14 protein-coding genes are annotated in these 14,363 nt (G+C 68.2%); 5 read left to right on the forward strand and 9 right to left on the reverse strand.

Annotated features, from left to right (window positions below):
• Positions 1–26 precede the first annotated feature (26 nt).
• The 4 genes from ABSH63_RS08640 to ABSH63_RS08655 form a co-directional block, all read right to left on the reverse strand.
• Entirely contained in the window at positions 27–326 is a 300-nt protein-coding gene (locus ABSH63_RS08640; RefSeq protein ID WP_352889026.1) for a Plug domain-containing protein, read from the reverse strand.
• Positions 327–409: 83 nt separating this feature from the next.
• Positions 410–1,123 (reverse strand): FHA domain-containing protein, encoded by a 714-nt coding sequence (locus ABSH63_RS08645; protein WP_352889027.1) that lies wholly within the window; start codon positions 1,121–1,123, stop codon positions 410–412.
• Between the two features lies 1 nt (position 1,124).
• Positions 1,125–1,946, reverse strand: a complete 822-nt coding sequence (locus ABSH63_RS08650) for a Stp1/IreP family PP2C-type Ser/Thr phosphatase (RefSeq protein ID WP_352889029.1) — start codon at positions 1,944–1,946, stop codon at positions 1,125–1,127.
• 8 nt (positions 1,947–1,954) lie between these two features.
• Positions 1,955–4,612, reverse strand: a complete 2,658-nt coding sequence (locus tag ABSH63_RS08655; RefSeq protein WP_352889030.1) for a CHASE2 domain-containing serine/threonine-protein kinase — start codon at positions 4,610–4,612, stop codon at positions 1,955–1,957.
• Between the two features lie 79 nt (positions 4,613–4,691).
• Between ABSH63_RS08655 and radA the strand changes: the two genes are divergently transcribed.
• Positions 4,692–6,047 (forward strand): DNA repair protein RadA, encoded by a 1,356-nt coding sequence (radA, locus tag ABSH63_RS08660; RefSeq protein ID WP_352889031.1) that lies wholly within the window; start codon positions 4,692–4,694, stop codon positions 6,045–6,047.
• Between the two features lie 52 nt (positions 6,048–6,099).
• Here radA and ABSH63_RS08665 read toward each other — a convergent pair whose 3' ends face one another.
• Both ABSH63_RS08665 and ABSH63_RS08670 read right to left on the reverse strand, forming a co-directional pair.
• On the reverse strand, positions 6,100–7,389 hold the full coding sequence (locus tag ABSH63_RS08665) for an HlyC/CorC family transporter (protein WP_352889032.1): 1,290 nt from the start codon (positions 7,387–7,389) through the stop codon (positions 6,100–6,102).
• 87 nt (positions 7,390–7,476) lie between these two features.
• The gene (locus ABSH63_RS08670) at positions 7,477–8,259 is read right to left on the reverse strand and encodes a cytochrome C assembly family protein (protein WP_352889034.1); all 783 of its coding nucleotides are present in this window, start codon (positions 8,257–8,259) and stop codon (positions 7,477–7,479) included.
• A gap of 96 nt (positions 8,260–8,355) precedes the next feature.
• On the opposite strand from ABSH63_RS08670, the gene ABSH63_RS08675 reads away from it, so the two are divergent.
• The 3 genes from ABSH63_RS08675 to ABSH63_RS08685 are packed head-to-tail and all read left to right on the forward strand — an operon-like array spanning position 8,356 to position 11,194.
• A complete protein-coding gene (locus ABSH63_RS08675) occupies positions 8,356–9,126 on the forward strand; it encodes an MBL fold metallo-hydrolase (protein WP_352889036.1) in 771 nt (256 codons plus the stop codon).
• Positions 9,127–9,179: 53 nt separating this feature from the next.
• Positions 9,180–10,544 (forward strand): signal recognition particle protein, encoded by a 1,365-nt coding sequence (gene ffh, locus ABSH63_RS08680; RefSeq protein WP_352889037.1) that lies wholly within the window; start codon positions 9,180–9,182, stop codon positions 10,542–10,544.
• On the forward strand, positions 10,544–11,194 hold the full coding sequence (locus ABSH63_RS08685; RefSeq protein ID WP_352889039.1) for a TlpA family protein disulfide reductase: 651 nt from the start codon (positions 10,544–10,546) through the stop codon (positions 11,192–11,194). Before ffh ends, ABSH63_RS08685 begins: the two co-directional genes overlap by 1 nt.
• A gap of 72 nt (positions 11,195–11,266) precedes the next feature.
• On the opposite strand, the gene ABSH63_RS08690 is transcribed toward ABSH63_RS08685, so the two are convergent.
• From ABSH63_RS08690 to ABSH63_RS08700, 3 genes are all read right to left on the reverse strand, one after another.
• Entirely contained in the window at positions 11,267–11,725 is a 459-nt protein-coding gene (locus ABSH63_RS08690; RefSeq protein ID WP_352889040.1) for a PaaI family thioesterase, read from the reverse strand.
• A gap of 17 nt (positions 11,726–11,742) precedes the next feature.
• Complete coding sequence (locus ABSH63_RS08695) at positions 11,743–12,540, reverse strand: SDR family NAD(P)-dependent oxidoreductase (RefSeq protein WP_352889041.1); 798 nt, start codon at positions 12,538–12,540, stop codon at positions 11,743–11,745.
• A 192-nt stretch (positions 12,541–12,732) separates the two neighbouring features.
• Positions 12,733–13,827, reverse strand: a complete 1,095-nt coding sequence (locus ABSH63_RS08700; RefSeq protein ID WP_352889043.1) for an AraC family transcriptional regulator — start codon at positions 13,825–13,827, stop codon at positions 12,733–12,735.
• A gap of 145 nt (positions 13,828–13,972) precedes the next feature.
• On the opposite strand from ABSH63_RS08700, the gene fliS reads away from it, so the two are divergent.
• Positions 13,973–14,356: a flagellar export chaperone FliS gene (gene fliS / locus ABSH63_RS08705; RefSeq protein WP_352889045.1), complete on the forward strand. Its 384-nt coding sequence runs from the start codon at positions 13,973–13,975 to the stop codon at positions 14,354–14,356.
• Positions 14,357–14,363: the final 7 nt, after the last annotated feature.

The raw sequence follows: 14,363 nt of genomic DNA on the forward strand, positions 1-14,363 counted from the left end.
ACCGCCGCGCCGGGCCCGGTGCGGGATCAGCGTACGCTCGGCGACAGGCGACGGATCGCATCCGCCGTCGTCGTTGCGCCGGTGCGTTCGATCTCCTCGCGGGTGATCACCTGACCAGGCGCTGCCACACAGGGCCGCGCCTCGCTGCGGCGGATGCGGCTGCCGGTGTGCTGTAGGCAGTTGGAGCTCTCGGCCGCTGCGGTTTGAGCGTCGGCGGGCGCGGTCGGCGAGTGGGTTTCCGATGCGTACGCGGCAGACGAGGTCAGCAACGCGGCGGTGATCCAGACCAGCGGGTACAAGCGCTTGTGCTTGGCTGGGGTGTTCATGTCGCCCTCCGTGCGTCGATCGAGCGAGCCCTACGCTGCGCCGGGCTTGCCGAACGCTCGCTGAACACGCCCGCGTTCGCGGCTCATGGATGCATCAGGAAGGTCATCTTGGTGCCGACCAGCTCGACCGTATCGTTGTGGCTGAGCTTGCGTGCCTGGGTATCGATCGGTTGGCCATTGACCAGCGGGCGCTGCGAACCGGTGTCGCCGCCGACGTGCACGATGTAGTAGCCGTCGGCGCGCCTCGTCACCGCGGCGACCTGCACGCCGGGTTTGCCGATCGTCGTCAAGGCCTTGGACAGCTCCAGCTCCTTGCCCGCGTTCGGACCCGACGCGACGCGCAGCTTGGCGAGCATGGGCTTGGCTGCCGCCGGCGCTGCGGCGGCGGGCGGACGCGGCGCATCGCTCGACGGCGCGCCGCCGACCGCCTTGCCGACCTGGGCATCGAACGCCGCGCCGAACTGGCCCGGCTTGAGGATCATGGTCCTTTCGAAATCGTCCTCGGCGCCAGCGTTGCTTTCATAGCGCAGTGTGTTGCGGCCGATCGTGATCACATCGCCGTGCGACAGCGGGTGCTTGGTCACCGCCTTGCCATTGACCTGTGTGCCGTTGGTCGAGTCGAGGTCTTCGAGAAAGGACTCCTGGAGCACGGTGATCACGACCGCGTGGTGTCCGGAGACGGCCTTGTCCGCGAGCGCGATGTCGTTGTCGGCGTGGCGGCCGATGGTGACGCGCTCCTTGGTCAGTTCGAACTCTGATGTCTTGCCGCTGCTGTCGGTGACGATGAGCTTGCCCATATCAGAACCAGTCGATCAAACGTTCATACCAGCGTCGGCCGCGTGCGAACGAACGGTCCACGCGGGCCAGCGCCACCGAGACATTGTCTTTGCCGCCCCGGGTGTTGGCGAGCGTCACCAGCGCGTCGGCTGCGTAGTCAAGCGTAGCAGCGTGCTTGGCGAGTGTTAAGCCGATCAGCTCGTCGCTGACCATGTCGCTGAGGCCGTCCGAGCACAGCAGGATCAAGTCGCCGACCTCGACGGTGTCCTCGATCAGGTCGATCGCGACTTCGGGCTCGACGCCCAGCGCGCGGGTGACGATGTTCTTGCGCACGAGTCTCTCGGCGTCCGCCCGGCTGTAGTGGCCGCGGGCAATCAGCTCCTCGACCAGCGAGTGATCGCGCGTGATCTGCTCCAATTTGCCGTTGCGCAGGCGGTATAGGCGCGAGTCGCCGACGTAGGCGATCGACATGCGATCGTCGTGCAGCAGGCAGGCGACGATGGTGGTTCCCATGCCGGCACACTGAGGCTGGCTCTGCGCCAGCGTATGGATCGCGCGATGCGCCTGCTCGATCGCCGCGCGCAGGGTCAGTGCCTCGACGCTGTGGCCGCTGTCGGCATCCACCTCGCCGTGACGCAGCTGCGCCCAGCGCCGCCGGACGACGTCGAGTACCGTGGTGACCGAGATGCCGCTGGCGATTTCGCCGGCATTGTGGCCGCCCATGCCGTCGGCGAGCACCAGAAGGCCGATGTCCGGATCCTCGCCGACCGCGTCTTCATTGTTGCCGCGCACACGTCCGGTGTCGCTGCGCAGTGCGGTGGCGACCTTGCCCTTGAGCGCCATGCGCACCCTCAGGCCGCGGCGGCGCGTAGATCGCGTGCGACCTCGGCGCCGCGCGCGTAGCGGGCGTCGGCGCTCTTTTCGAGCAGCCGGTCGATGATCGGGACGATCGCCGCGGGCAGGTCGGGACGCAGCGTCAGGATCGGCGGATGCGGTTCGGCGGCGATTCGCATCATCAGATTGACCATCGAATTGGCCTGGAACGGCAGCGCGCCGGTGAGGAGCTGATAGAGCGTCACCCCGAGTGAGAACAGGTCGGACCTTCCATCGACGCGCTTGCCGGCGATCTGCTCCGGGGACATGTAGCTCGGCGAGCCGAGGATGGTGCCGGTTTTCGTCTTGCTCGAGTCGGTGAGCCGGGCGATGCCGAAGTCCATCAGCTTCACCGTGCGGCTGGCTGCGACCAGCATCATGTTCGCGGGCTTGACGTCGCGGTGGACGATGCCGTTGCCGTGCGCGTAGTCGAGCGCGTCGGCAGCGTCGGCGATCAGGCGTAGCACCTCGGGCACCGGTAGCAGCGCATCAGGTTTGACGTGGCGTGTCAGATCGTGGCCGTCGACGAACTCCATCGCGATGTACGCGAGCCCGTCCTGTTCGCCGACGTCGTAGATGGCGACGATGTTGGGGTGGTGTAGGCGCCCGGCCGTCTCGGCTTCGCGGAAGAAGCGTTCCTTGACGCCGGCGAGCTTGTCAGCGGCAAATTCCTGAGACAGCGCCAAGGTTTTGATCGCCACCCGTCGCCCGATCTTGGGATCGCGGCCCAGATAGACGACGCCCATGGAGCCTTTGCCCAGGGTTCTGTCGATCTGATAGCGGCCGAGCGTCGATACCGGGATGTCGGTCGCGCCCTGCGGCGCGCCCGCACCAGCGGGCTGTGCCTGCGCTTTGGGTTCGCCGAGTATCTCGGTCTCTATCGGCTGCTCGGCGCGATCGAGCTTGCGGTGCACGTCGCGATAATCGGGCTGGTGCGCGCCGATGTACCGATAGACCGCTTCGGCGCGATCGAATCGATGATCGCGTTCGAAGTCGAGGGCAAGCCCGTAGAGCTGATCGAGCAGGGGCTCATCGATCGGACGCACCCGGCGCAAGGCCTCGAAAGCCTCGTCGAGCTGGCCTTGCCGCTGCAGGTAGAGGCCGAGTGCGCGGCTCGACGCCGCGCCCGGGGCATCGCCCTGGGCACCACCGGCGCGCGCGGGGTGGGCATCCGGCTTGCGCTTTCTGAGCATGACGAAGAAATGCCCGGCGGGCAGGAACACCGCGGCGATGCTCAGTTTGATCCACAGCCCCTGGCCCACCATCAGGGCGAACGGGCCTGTGACGAGCAGCAGCGTGAGCAGCGCGGTGACGGCCGCAGCGGGCAGCGTCGCCAGCCGCGGCAGCAGCAGGGCGACATACGAGGCCAGGGCCGCGAACACCGCGCCCTCTACCCAGGGCGCCCACGCCGGTCGGACGACGAAGTCGCCCTGCAGCAGCGTCGATACGGCGTGGGCGAGTCCGATCACCGGGGTGGTCGCGGCCGAGACCGGCGTGGCGAAGGTCTCGACGCTGCCTGCGGCGGTGGTGCCGATCAGCACGACGCGATCGCGGTAGCGTCCCGCCGGCAGACGGCCGCCGAGGACGTCGGCGGCGGAATCGGCCACGAAGGCGGCTCCGCCGTCGCGCTCGCGATAAAAATGCGTGCGCATGCGTAGCGCCCGGTCGGTGTCGATCACCCGATCACCGAGCACGACGGCTTTGCCGGGCCGCACCGCGATGTCCCGGGCAGCGAGCTCGAGCGCCGCGGCCGCGATCAGCAGCGATAGCGACGGATACAGCGCATCGTCATAGCGCAGGACCAGCGGTTCGACGCGCACCTTGCCGTCGACGTCGGCCATCAGGTGCAGATGGCCGATGCCGGCCGCGGCATCGCCGATCGTGGCGATCGGCATCTGCGCGCCAAGGGCCTGCAGCGGCGCGGCGCCGGCGTCCATGTTTGCCGCGATCGTCGTCAGCGCATGGCGGCGCACGTAGTCCGGCAGCGGCGCCGGCGGTCGGCCGTCGGCCTCGCCGAGCACGAACCTCATCGGCAGGATCGCGCGACCCTGCGCGGACAGCGCGGCCGCGAGGGCGGCATCGCCGGCGCCCGCCTGGTCGGCGGCGAGGCCGATCCGGGCCGTAAGCTCCGTGATCAGTCGCGTGTAGTCGCGCGCCAGCGTGGAGTCGGCGTAGGCCGCCGCCAGCGGCCGCAGCCGCGGATGGTCTGCGGCCGCCTGCGCGAGATCCCGGCCGAAACGCTCGATCTCGGCGGGCACGCGTTGCGTCAGCGGCGAGGCGTCGAGCCAGCCGCGCAGCGCATTCAAGGTCTCGGCGCCGATCACGGACTCCGGCACCGAGTACGGCACGGTGATGCCGATCACCCGCGCGCCGTCTGCGCGCAGTTTGTCGATCAGCTCGGCCTGGCGCTGGCGCGGCCACGGCCAGCGGCCGAGGCTGCGGATGGATTCGTCGTCGATCGCGACGATGCGGATGTGCTCGGTCGGCGCACGCTCGCGCGCACGCAGAGCCAGGTCGTAGGTGTAACGCTCCAGCGACTCGAAGCTGCGGTCGAAGACCGCGAACGCGAGCAGTGCAAAGACCGCCGCGAACAGCAAGCCAGCGAATCCGTCGCGCTCCACGAGCTTGACGCTCACTGCGATCGTCCCCCAAGGCATTGCGCTAACCTGATGGTAACGGTTTTCCCCGATGACTCCACACGACCCGCGGCGGCCGATGGCGAAGAACAGGATCGAGTATGTCTGCCAGAGCTGCGGCGCGACGAGCCCCAAATGGGTCGGGCAGTGCGCCGACTGTGGCGCCTGGAACAGCCTGATCGAGACGCCGGCGGCGCCGCGCCTCGCTCGTGCCGGTGGCATGAGCGGCACCGCCGGCGGGGGCGTGCGGCGGTTGAGCGAGGTCGGTGCCGAGCCTGCGCCGCGACTGGCGACGGGTTTGATCGAGGTCGATCGAGTGTTCGGCGGCGGCATCGTCGCGGGCGGCGTCTGCCTGCTCGGCGGCGATCCGGGCATCGGCAAATCGACGCTGTTGCTGCAGGTGCTGTCGGCGCTGCAGGGACGCGCGTCCACGCTCTACGTCACCGGCGAGGAATCGCTGGCACAGGTCCATCTGCGCGCGCAGCGGCTCGGCCTCACCAACCTCGACGTGCCGGTGCTGGCGGAGACCTCGGTCGAGCAGATCCTCGCGCAGTTGGCGCAGCTCAAGCCGGATTTCGTCGTCATCGATTCGGTGCAGACGCTCTACACCGAGGCACTGGACTCGGCTCCCGGCTCGGTATCGCAGTTGCGCGAATCGGCCGCACGGCTCGTGCGCCATGCCAAGCTGCACCGCACCGCCATCGTGCTCGTCGGTCACGTCACCAAGGACGGCGCGATCGCCGGGCCGCGCGTGCTCGAGCATATGGTCGATACCGTGCTGTACTTCGAGCACGATGCGGGCTCGCGCTATCGCATCGTGCGTGCGATCAAGAACCGCTTCGGTGCCGTCAACGAACTCGGCGTGTTCGCGATGACGGACACCGGGCTCAAGGAAGTCGGCAACCCGTCGGCCCTGTTCTTGTCGCGGCACGGCGATCCGGTGCCGGGCAGTGTGATCACCGTGGTGCGCCAGGGCAGCCGGCCGCTGCTGGTGGAGGTGCAGGCGCTGGTCGATCGCTCGCTGGTCGGTGCGCCGCGACGGGTGACGCTGGGGCTGGAGAACAACCGACTGAACATGCTGCTCGCGGTGCTGCACCGTCACGGCGGCATCGCGCTCGGCGATCAGGACGTCTTCGCCAACGTGGTCGGCGGTATGCGCATCCAGGAGACCGCAGCCGATTTGCCGCTGCTGCTCGCAGTATTGTCGAGTTTCCGCTCGCGGCCGTGGCCGTGTGATACGGTCGTCTTCGGCGAAGTCGGGCTTGCAGGTGAGGTCAGGCCGGTGGCCGGCGGCGAGGAGCGGCTCGCCGAGGCGGCCAAGCACGGTTTTAAGCACGCCATCGTGCCGCACGCCAACAAGCCGCGGCGCGGCGCGAAGCTCGATATTGACGTCGTGCCGGTGACGCGACTCGATCAGGCGCTCGAGCGCCTGTAGGCCGACTCGGCGCCGCGGGCACCGCAGCCGCGGCGCTGCCGCGGAAATGGTCTCACGCCATCTTGCGCGCACCCGATGTCCCGGCCTGTGGTGGCCAGACGCGCGTCGACTTGACGGCATTGGCGCGCGTTTCGGTGATCTCGAAGACATAGCCGGCCACTTCGACCTTGGCGCCGGGTTGCGGCAGGGTTTCGAGCTGTTCGAGCAGCAGGCCGTTGATGGTTTTCGGACCGTCGGTCGGCAGCTTCCAGCCGAGATTCTTGTTCAGACTGCGGATGGTCACCGAGCCGGTAACGCGGTAGCTGCCGTCGGCATCGGCGTAGACGTTCTTGATGCGTGTGGCCGGATCGGAGGTGAACTCGCCGACGACCTCTTCGAGGATGTCCTCCAGCGTCACCAGGCCCTGGATGTCGCCGTATTCGTCGACGACGAAGCCGATGCGCCGCTTCTGGTTCTGGAAATTGAGCAACTGCTGGTTGAGCGGCGTGCCCTCGGGGATGAAGTAGGGCTCGCGCGCGAGCGCCAGCAGACCCGGTACGTCGAGCGTGTTCTCTGCGGCCAGGCGCACGACGCGGCGCAGGTGGACCACGCCTTTGAGGTGGTCGATCGAGCCATCGAACAGTGGAACGCGCGTGTGCTGGCTGTTGATGATCGCATCGCGGATCGCCGGCCACGGCTCGGAGATGTCGATGCCGACGATCTCGTTGCGCGGCACCATGATGTCTTCGACCGTCTCCTTCTCCAGATCGAGGATCGACAGCAACATCTTCTGGTGGCGCCGCGGAATCATCGCACCGGCCTCGGCGACCACGGTGCGCAGTTCCTCGGTGGACAGGCTGTGCTGGGCGGCATCTTCCGGCGAGACGCCGATCAGGCGCAGGATGCCGTTGCCGATCAGCGTGACCAGCCAGACCAGCGGCCAAAAAAGACGCATCAATGGCCACAGCACGTAGGCCGCGGGAATCGCGAAGCGTTCCGGGTGCAGCGCGGCGAGCGTCTTGGGCGTGACTTCGCCGAAGATCAAAAGCAGCAAGGTCAGGCCGCCCGTGGCCACGGCGATACCGGTCTCGCCGGGGAACAGACGCAGGCCGATCAGCGTCGCCACCGACGCCGCCAGCGTGTTGATGAAGTTGTTGCCGAGCAAGATGGTGCCGATCAGCCGATCGGGTCGCTGCAGCATGCTCTGCGCGAGCCGCGAGCCGCGGTCGCCTTTCTGCGCACGGGTTTTGAGGCGGTAGCGGTTCATGGTCATCAACCCGGTTTCGGAACCGGAGAAGAAGGCCGAACACGCCAAGAGGGCAAAGAGCAATCCGAACAGCGCGGATAAGGGGATGTCGTCCAAGAGGGCGGCACGTGATGACCGTTAAGGCCCCGTTAAGTAGCCAAGGCGGAGGTGCGCTGTCAACCGGCATCACTCGAAGTTTGTGGCTCAACTCCAATGTCTGCCGAGGATTTGTTCGAGAATCAGCTTGCTGCCGAAGTACGCGAGCAGCAGCGTCGCGTAACCCGCCAGCGTCCAGCGAATCGCCGTGCGGCCGCGCCAGCCATGGCGTAAGCGCCCCCACAGCAACACGGCGAAGATCAGCCATGCGGTGATCGACAGCACGGTCTTGTGCGCGAGGTGCTGGGCCAGCCAGTCGCGGATGAACCACATGCCGGACAGCAAGGTCAGCGACAGCAGGCCGAAGCCGATCGCGATGAGCTGGAACAGCAGGCGCTCCATCGTCTGCAAGGCCGGCAGGCTGCGCATCAGCCCGGTCATGCGGTGGTCGTGCAGCAGGCGCTCTTGCATCGCCAGCACGCCGGCGTGCACCGCCGCCAGCGTCAGGAGTCCGGCCGACAAGAGCGACAGCACGATATGCGTGCGTGCCTTCCAGTCGCCGGCGGTGACATCGCTCAGCGGCGTCGGCAGCGCGAACGCCATCAGCAGCGCCAGCGCGGCAAACGGATAGACCACGGCGCCGAGCACGCGCAGCGGCTCGCGCCAGCACAGGGCCCACAACAGCAGGGCCGACTGCCAGGCGAACAGCGACACGGCCTCGTTGACGCCGATGGTGATCGCATCGCCCCGGAACACGTGGTCGCTGAGCACCCAGACATGCAGGGCCAAAGCCGGTAGCGGCAACCAGCGCTCGAAGCGCCGCGCCTCGGGGCGAGCGTGCAGCCAGCCGGCGGCCAGGTACAGCGCGAGGGCGACGAGGACCGGGATCATGCGCGCAGCTTAGCATTGCATCCGTGGCCTTCCGTGGACGCGGGGGGGCGAGGGCGCTGTGCTAGCATCGCCAGCGACTTGCGCACGATCGACTGCATGCGGATCAAGGTCCTCGGCTGTAGCGGCGGCGTCGGTCCGGGGCTGCGGACGACGAGCCTTTTGGTCGACGACGAGTTCCTGATCGACGCCGGCACCGGCGTCGGCGATCTGACGCTGGCCCAGCAGCGCCGCATCCGCGGCGTTTTTCTCACGCATGCCCATCTGGACCATGTCTGTGGTCTGGCCTTCATGGCCGACAATCTGTTCGATCTGATCGATCGCCCCATCGCGGTGTACGCGACCGCCCAGACCCTGGCCGCGCTCCGTGAGCACATCTTCAACTGGACGATCTGGCCAGATTTCTCGACCTTGCCCAACGTAGACCAGCCGCTGCTGCGCTGGTGCGATATCGGCGTTGGCGATACGCTCGCGCTCGACGACAGCCGCGAGCTCACCGTATTCCCGGTGCTGCACACAGTGCCGGCGGTCGGTTGCGCGATCGCCGGGCGCCGCGGCACCTTCGCTTTTACCGGCGACACTTACGCCGACGACCGCCTCTGGACTGCGCTCAACGCCTTGCCGCGGCTGGACAAGCTGATGATCGAGATCGCGTTCGCCGACGAGCAGGCGGCGCTCGGACACGCGTCCAAGCACTTCACGCCGAGCCTGCTCGGCAGCGAGCTGCACAAGCTGCGCCACCACCCCAAGCTCTATCTGACCCATCACAAGCCCGGCTGCGAGGGCAGCATCGAGCGCCAGTGCCGCAGCGCGCTACGCGGCTGGGACTATGTGCACGTCAAGCGCGGCGACGTGATCGCGTTCGACTAGCACGGACGTCCTACAATGGCGGCCATCCAGTCGGTACTTCGCCCGGTTCACCCATGTTCGAAAATCTGACTTCGCGCCTGTCGCGCGTGCTCGACAGCATCCGCGGCCAGGGGCGCCTGACCGAGGAGCAGATCAACACGGCCGCGCGCGAGCTGCGCATGGCGCTGCTCGAGGCCGACGTCGCCCTGCCGGTGGTCAAGCGCTTCGTCGAGGAAGTCAAGCGCAAGGCGCTCGGTGCCGAGATCACGCAGTCGTTGACGCCGGGCCAGGAGTTCCTGCGCATCGTCCAGCGGGAGCTGACGGCGACGCTCGGCGGCAAGGCCGAGCCGCTGAACCTGCGGCAGCAGCCGCCGGCGGTCATCCTGATGGCCGGCCTGCAGGGCTCCGGCAAGACCACGACCACCGGCAAGCTCGCGCGCCTACTCAAGGAACACGAGAAGAAAAAGGTGATGCTCGTCTCCTGCGACGTCTACCGTCCGGCGGCGATCGAGCAGCTTCTTATCCTTGCCGGCCAGGTCGGCGTCGAGGTGTACCCGTCTGCGGTCGGTCAGGATCCGGTGGCGATCGCGAGCGCTGCGCTCGCCGAGGCCAAAAAGCAGTACGCCGACGTGCTGATCGTCGATACCGCCGGTCGCACCACGGTCGACGAGGAGATGATGCGCGAGATCGCAGCGTTGCACGCCGCGGTCAAGCCGGTCGAGACGCTGTTCGTGGTGGACAGCATGACCGGCCAGGATGCGGCCAAGACCGCGCGCGCCTTCGCCGACCGCGTGCCGCTGACCGGTGTCGTGCTGACCAAGGTCGACGGTGATGCCCGCGGTGGCGCGGCGCTGTCGGTGCGCGAGGTCACCGGCGCGCCGATCAAGTTCCTGGGCGTCGGCGAGAAATCCGACAAGCTGGAAGTCTTCCATCCGGACCGCATCGCCTCGCGCATCCTCGGCCAGGGCGACGTGATGACCTTGATCGAGGAGACAGTCCGCAAGGTCGATCACGACAAGGCCGCCAAACTCGCCGACAAGCTCAAGAAGACGAAGCGTTTCGATCTCGAAGACTTCCGCGAGCAGATGCTGCAAATGCAGAACATGGGCAGCATGGCCGCGTTGCTCGACAAGCTGCCCGGCGGTGCGCAGTTGCAGGCGCAGCTGCGCAACGTCGATGCCGACAAGCAGGTGCGCCGCGCGGTCGCGATCATCAACTCGATGACCCCGCACGAGCGGCGCTTCCCGGATGTGATCAAGGCCTCGCGCAAGCGCCGCATCGCCGCCGGCAGCGGCGTGGAGGTGCAGGAGGTCAACAAGCTGTTGCGCCAGTTCGACACCACGCGCGAGATGATGAAAAAGGTCGCCAGCGGGGGCATGGGCAAGCTGATGCGGGCGATGGGCGGCCGTCTGCCGCCTGGACTTTTGCCGCGACGCTGATGCCTGTAGGGTCGGTCAAGACGAGGCGCGGCGGCTTTCTGCTGCCCACTGCGTTGGCCGTGTTGACCGGCCTCGGTCCGCCGGCGTTGGCAAGCAGTGGCCATGCGCCCGGCGCCCCCTTGGGCCGCATGGAGTCGATCGGCGCCGGCGTCGAGGCGCCGGAAGCCTCCGGCATCCTCATCAGCGGCAGCGCGCCGGCCAGCGTCATGGCCTTGCGCGGGCGCGTGTTGGTCGTCGAGTTCTGGGCGTCCTGGTGCGGGCCGTGTATCGAGGCGTTGCCGCGTCTGGACGCCCTGCGCCGGGAAATGCACGCCGCCGGTTACGGCGATCGCTTCGAGGTGCTGGCGGTCGGGCTCGACAAACGGGTCGAGGATGCGCGCCGCTTCCTCGGCTCGCGGCCGGTGGGCTATCCGGTCGTGGTGGACACCATCGGCATCGCCTCGCGCAGCTACGGCGTCTGGCGCATGCCGGCGACCTTCCTCGTCGACGTCGACGGCACGATCAAGCAGATCTACCACGGCTACGGTCCGACTTTCGGCGCCGATCTGCGCCAGCGGGTGATCGATCTGCTGCGTGCCGACGCGATCCGGCGCGCGCAATCCATGCAAGGCGGCGGCGCCGTCCATCCGGTGCGGCGCACGGCGCCGTGATCGGGGCGCGCGCTACGCCGTTGGCGTGCGCCGCCCCCGGCTCGGTTGCGCCGGCGTTGGCAGGTTGACCCTCTACCCCGCGGTGTCTGCGCGGCTACAGCCTCCGCCCCGCGCCTGCGCTTGATCGAGCACCTTCCAAATGCCATCGGCGCTGGCCAGGGTCCGCGCGCCGGCCACGAGCAGGCCGCGCACGAAAATCAGATGCGTGCTGCGGCGGACCAGCTCGGGCCGGCAGTGGATGAACTCGCCGACGCGGCCGCCGGAGACGAAGTGCACCTGCAGTTGGGCGGTGACCAGATGCGAGCCGCCGAGGGCGTCGGCGGCGGCGTAACCGAGCGCGATGTCGGCGAAGGTCATCAAGGCGCCGCCGTGCACCGCGCCGGCCTGGTCGTTGCCCTGCTGCGCCGTGGCGATGAAACCGATCTGGCGCTCGCCGGCGCCGCCGAGGACCCAGATCGGCCCGAGCTGGGCCGTGAAGCCCCGACCCTCGATCGAGCGCCAGCCGGCGGCGCTCAAGGCGGCGCTGTCCATGGGCGAATACGTGGCGATCAGGCGGCTCTGGGCACGCGCTCGGCCAGTAGGGCTTCGGCGCACAGGTACTTGGTGGTGGTCCAGCCGCCATCCAGGGCGATGCTCTGGCCGTTGATGTAGCTGCCCTCCTTGGAGGCGAGGAAGTGCACGAGGTTGGCGACATCCTCGACGGTGCCGTCACGGTCGAACGGCGTCATTTCCTGATTGATGCGCTGGAACGGCGGTGCGTCCCAGTACGCGCGCGTCATGTCGGTCTTGATCACGCCGGGCGCGACCAGGTTGCTGCGGATGCCCTGGGCACCGTACTGCGCCGCCAGCGTCTGCGTCAGGCCAACCAGGCCGGCCTTGACCGCGCAGTAGGCGCCGCCGTCGAGCCCGCCGATCAGGCCGAAGGTGGAGCCGATGTTGATGATCGATGCGCCGCGCTTCATCACGCCGAGCGCCGCGCGGCAGAAACGGAACGGCGCCTTGAGGCTGGTCTCGACCACTTCGTCGAGCGTGGCGTCGTCGCAAAGATGCACCGGGGCCCACTTGCCGGCGCCGGCGTTGTTGACCAGGCAGTCGAGCCGATCGAAGGCCTGCATCGCCAGATCGACTGCCTGCTGCGGCGCGCTCGGTGCGGTGACGTCGAGTGCGAGCGTGCGCACCTCGGTGATCGGTGTGAGGCTGCGCTCGAGTGTGGCGAGTTTCTCCTTGCCGCGCGCCAGCGCGACGATGCGATAGCCGCCCGCCGCGAAACGCCGGGCGATGGCCTCGCCGATGCCGGCGCTGGCGCCGGTGATCAACACTACCGGCCGGTCTGCGCTGTGGTCCATGAACTGGGTTCTCCCGAGTGGACTGCACGAGAATCGGCACGGCCGCTGCGGCGCGCGTGCACGAGCTCTTTGCGATCTTATCGGCCGCGCGGCTCGATGCACGCCCGGCAAGGCGCTCGCCGAAAGGGATTGCGCCGGCAGACTGGTCGCCGCGCGGCCACAGACCAGGCGCAGCCCGGGGCTCCGGTGAGCTCAGCCGGTGTGTGCGCCGTCGGTATCGCGTGCCGGCATGTCCTGCACGGCTTCGCGCCGGAAGCGCTGCGGCGGCATGCCGGTCCAGCGCTTGAACGCACGGCCGAAGCTCGACCGGTCCGAGTAGCCGAGCATTGCCGCGATCGCGTCGATCGACAGCACGTTTTCCCGCAGCCGTGCCTTGGCCATGTCGATCCGCAGCGCTTCGAGCATGTCGGAAAACCGCAAGCCGTGTTCGCCCAGGCTCATCTGCAAGGCGCGTACCGACACGCCGAGTTTCTTCGCGCAGTGCTCGATCGAGCAGTTGCCTTGCGGCAGCGCGCCGCGCACGTAGTCCTGCACGCGCTCGACGAGCGACCTCCTCGACGCCGCGCGAACCCGGTCGAGATAGCCGTAGAGCAAGCGGAACAGCGTGCGGTTGGCGCTGGCCACCGGGCGGTCCAGAACGGCCGATGCGAACGCGATCGCGTTGTTCGGCATGTGTGCGCGAAACGTGCAGCCGAACATACGCTCGATCTCGGGAACGTCGAGGCTGCGCACCGGCACCGTGAGGTGGACGTAGCTGGGCCGGAAACTCTCGCCGCCGATCACGCGCAACAGCTTCACGTTCAGCAGCGCCGCCTGCAGGCTGGCCTGCACGTTGAGTCCGAGGTCCGCCGGCACGCGCCAGCGGATCTCGCTGATGTCGGCGCCCTCGACCAGCGCCAGTTCCGGCACCGGCGAATGGATCACCGGGATGTAGCGCACGAAGCAGTCGATCGCTTCGCGCATCGTCGCGGCGGCGCGGCACAGCACCGCGACCGCGCCGTAGACGTCGGGTTGCTGGTTCTGCGCCAGATGCAGGCCGAACAGCGGATCGCGCAGCGCGCTGCTGCAGTACTCCAGCACATCGACCAGTGCCTTGCTGTCGATGAAGGCATCCGGATCGTGGACGATGCGCGGGTCGATGCCGTGCTGCTGCAGGATCGCGCGCGGATCGGCGCCCAGAGCCCGCACCAGGTCGGCGAAGCCGCGCAGATTCGCGGTGCGCATCTGCCGCTCGACCGGCACGGAATCGAGCGGTCCTTCGAGGCTGAAGAAGTGGGTTTCGCCCATGATCCGTCCCATGCCCGTTGCCGCGCGCCCGTCGCCGACGGGCGGCGCGCCGGTGCGATGATGCTACGAAGCGCGGTGGCGCAGACTCAAGACTCGACCGGCTGCCGCCGATAAGGGCAGCGAGTCCCAGCGAAGTTCATCCGCCGTGTCCTACGTCGCCCTGCAGCACTATCGAAGCACGTCCCACTACGCCGGTGTGGTCGAGGCGACGCCGCACAAGCGGGTCGCGATGCTCTATGACGGCGTGATCGAGCGCCTGATGATGGCGCGCGGCGCGGTGCTGCGTGGCGAGGTGGCGGTCAAGCTGCGCACGCTCGACTCGGCGCTGGCCATCGTCGAGCACCTGCGCCTTGGGCTGGACCGCGACGCGGGCGGTGCGATCGCGCGCAACCTCGATGCGCTCTACGACTACATCGGCCGACGGCTGGTCGAGGCCAATGCGCGCGACCGCGTCGAGACCCTCGACGAGGTGCTGGCGCTGCTGCGTCAGCTCAAATCGGCCTGGGACGGCATCGCGCCGTCGCACTGAGTCGCCG

This window comes from Sinimarinibacterium thermocellulolyticum (assembly GCF_040327995.1).
GTDB lineage: Bacteria > Pseudomonadota > Gammaproteobacteria > Nevskiales > Nevskiaceae > Solimonas > Solimonas thermocellulolyticum.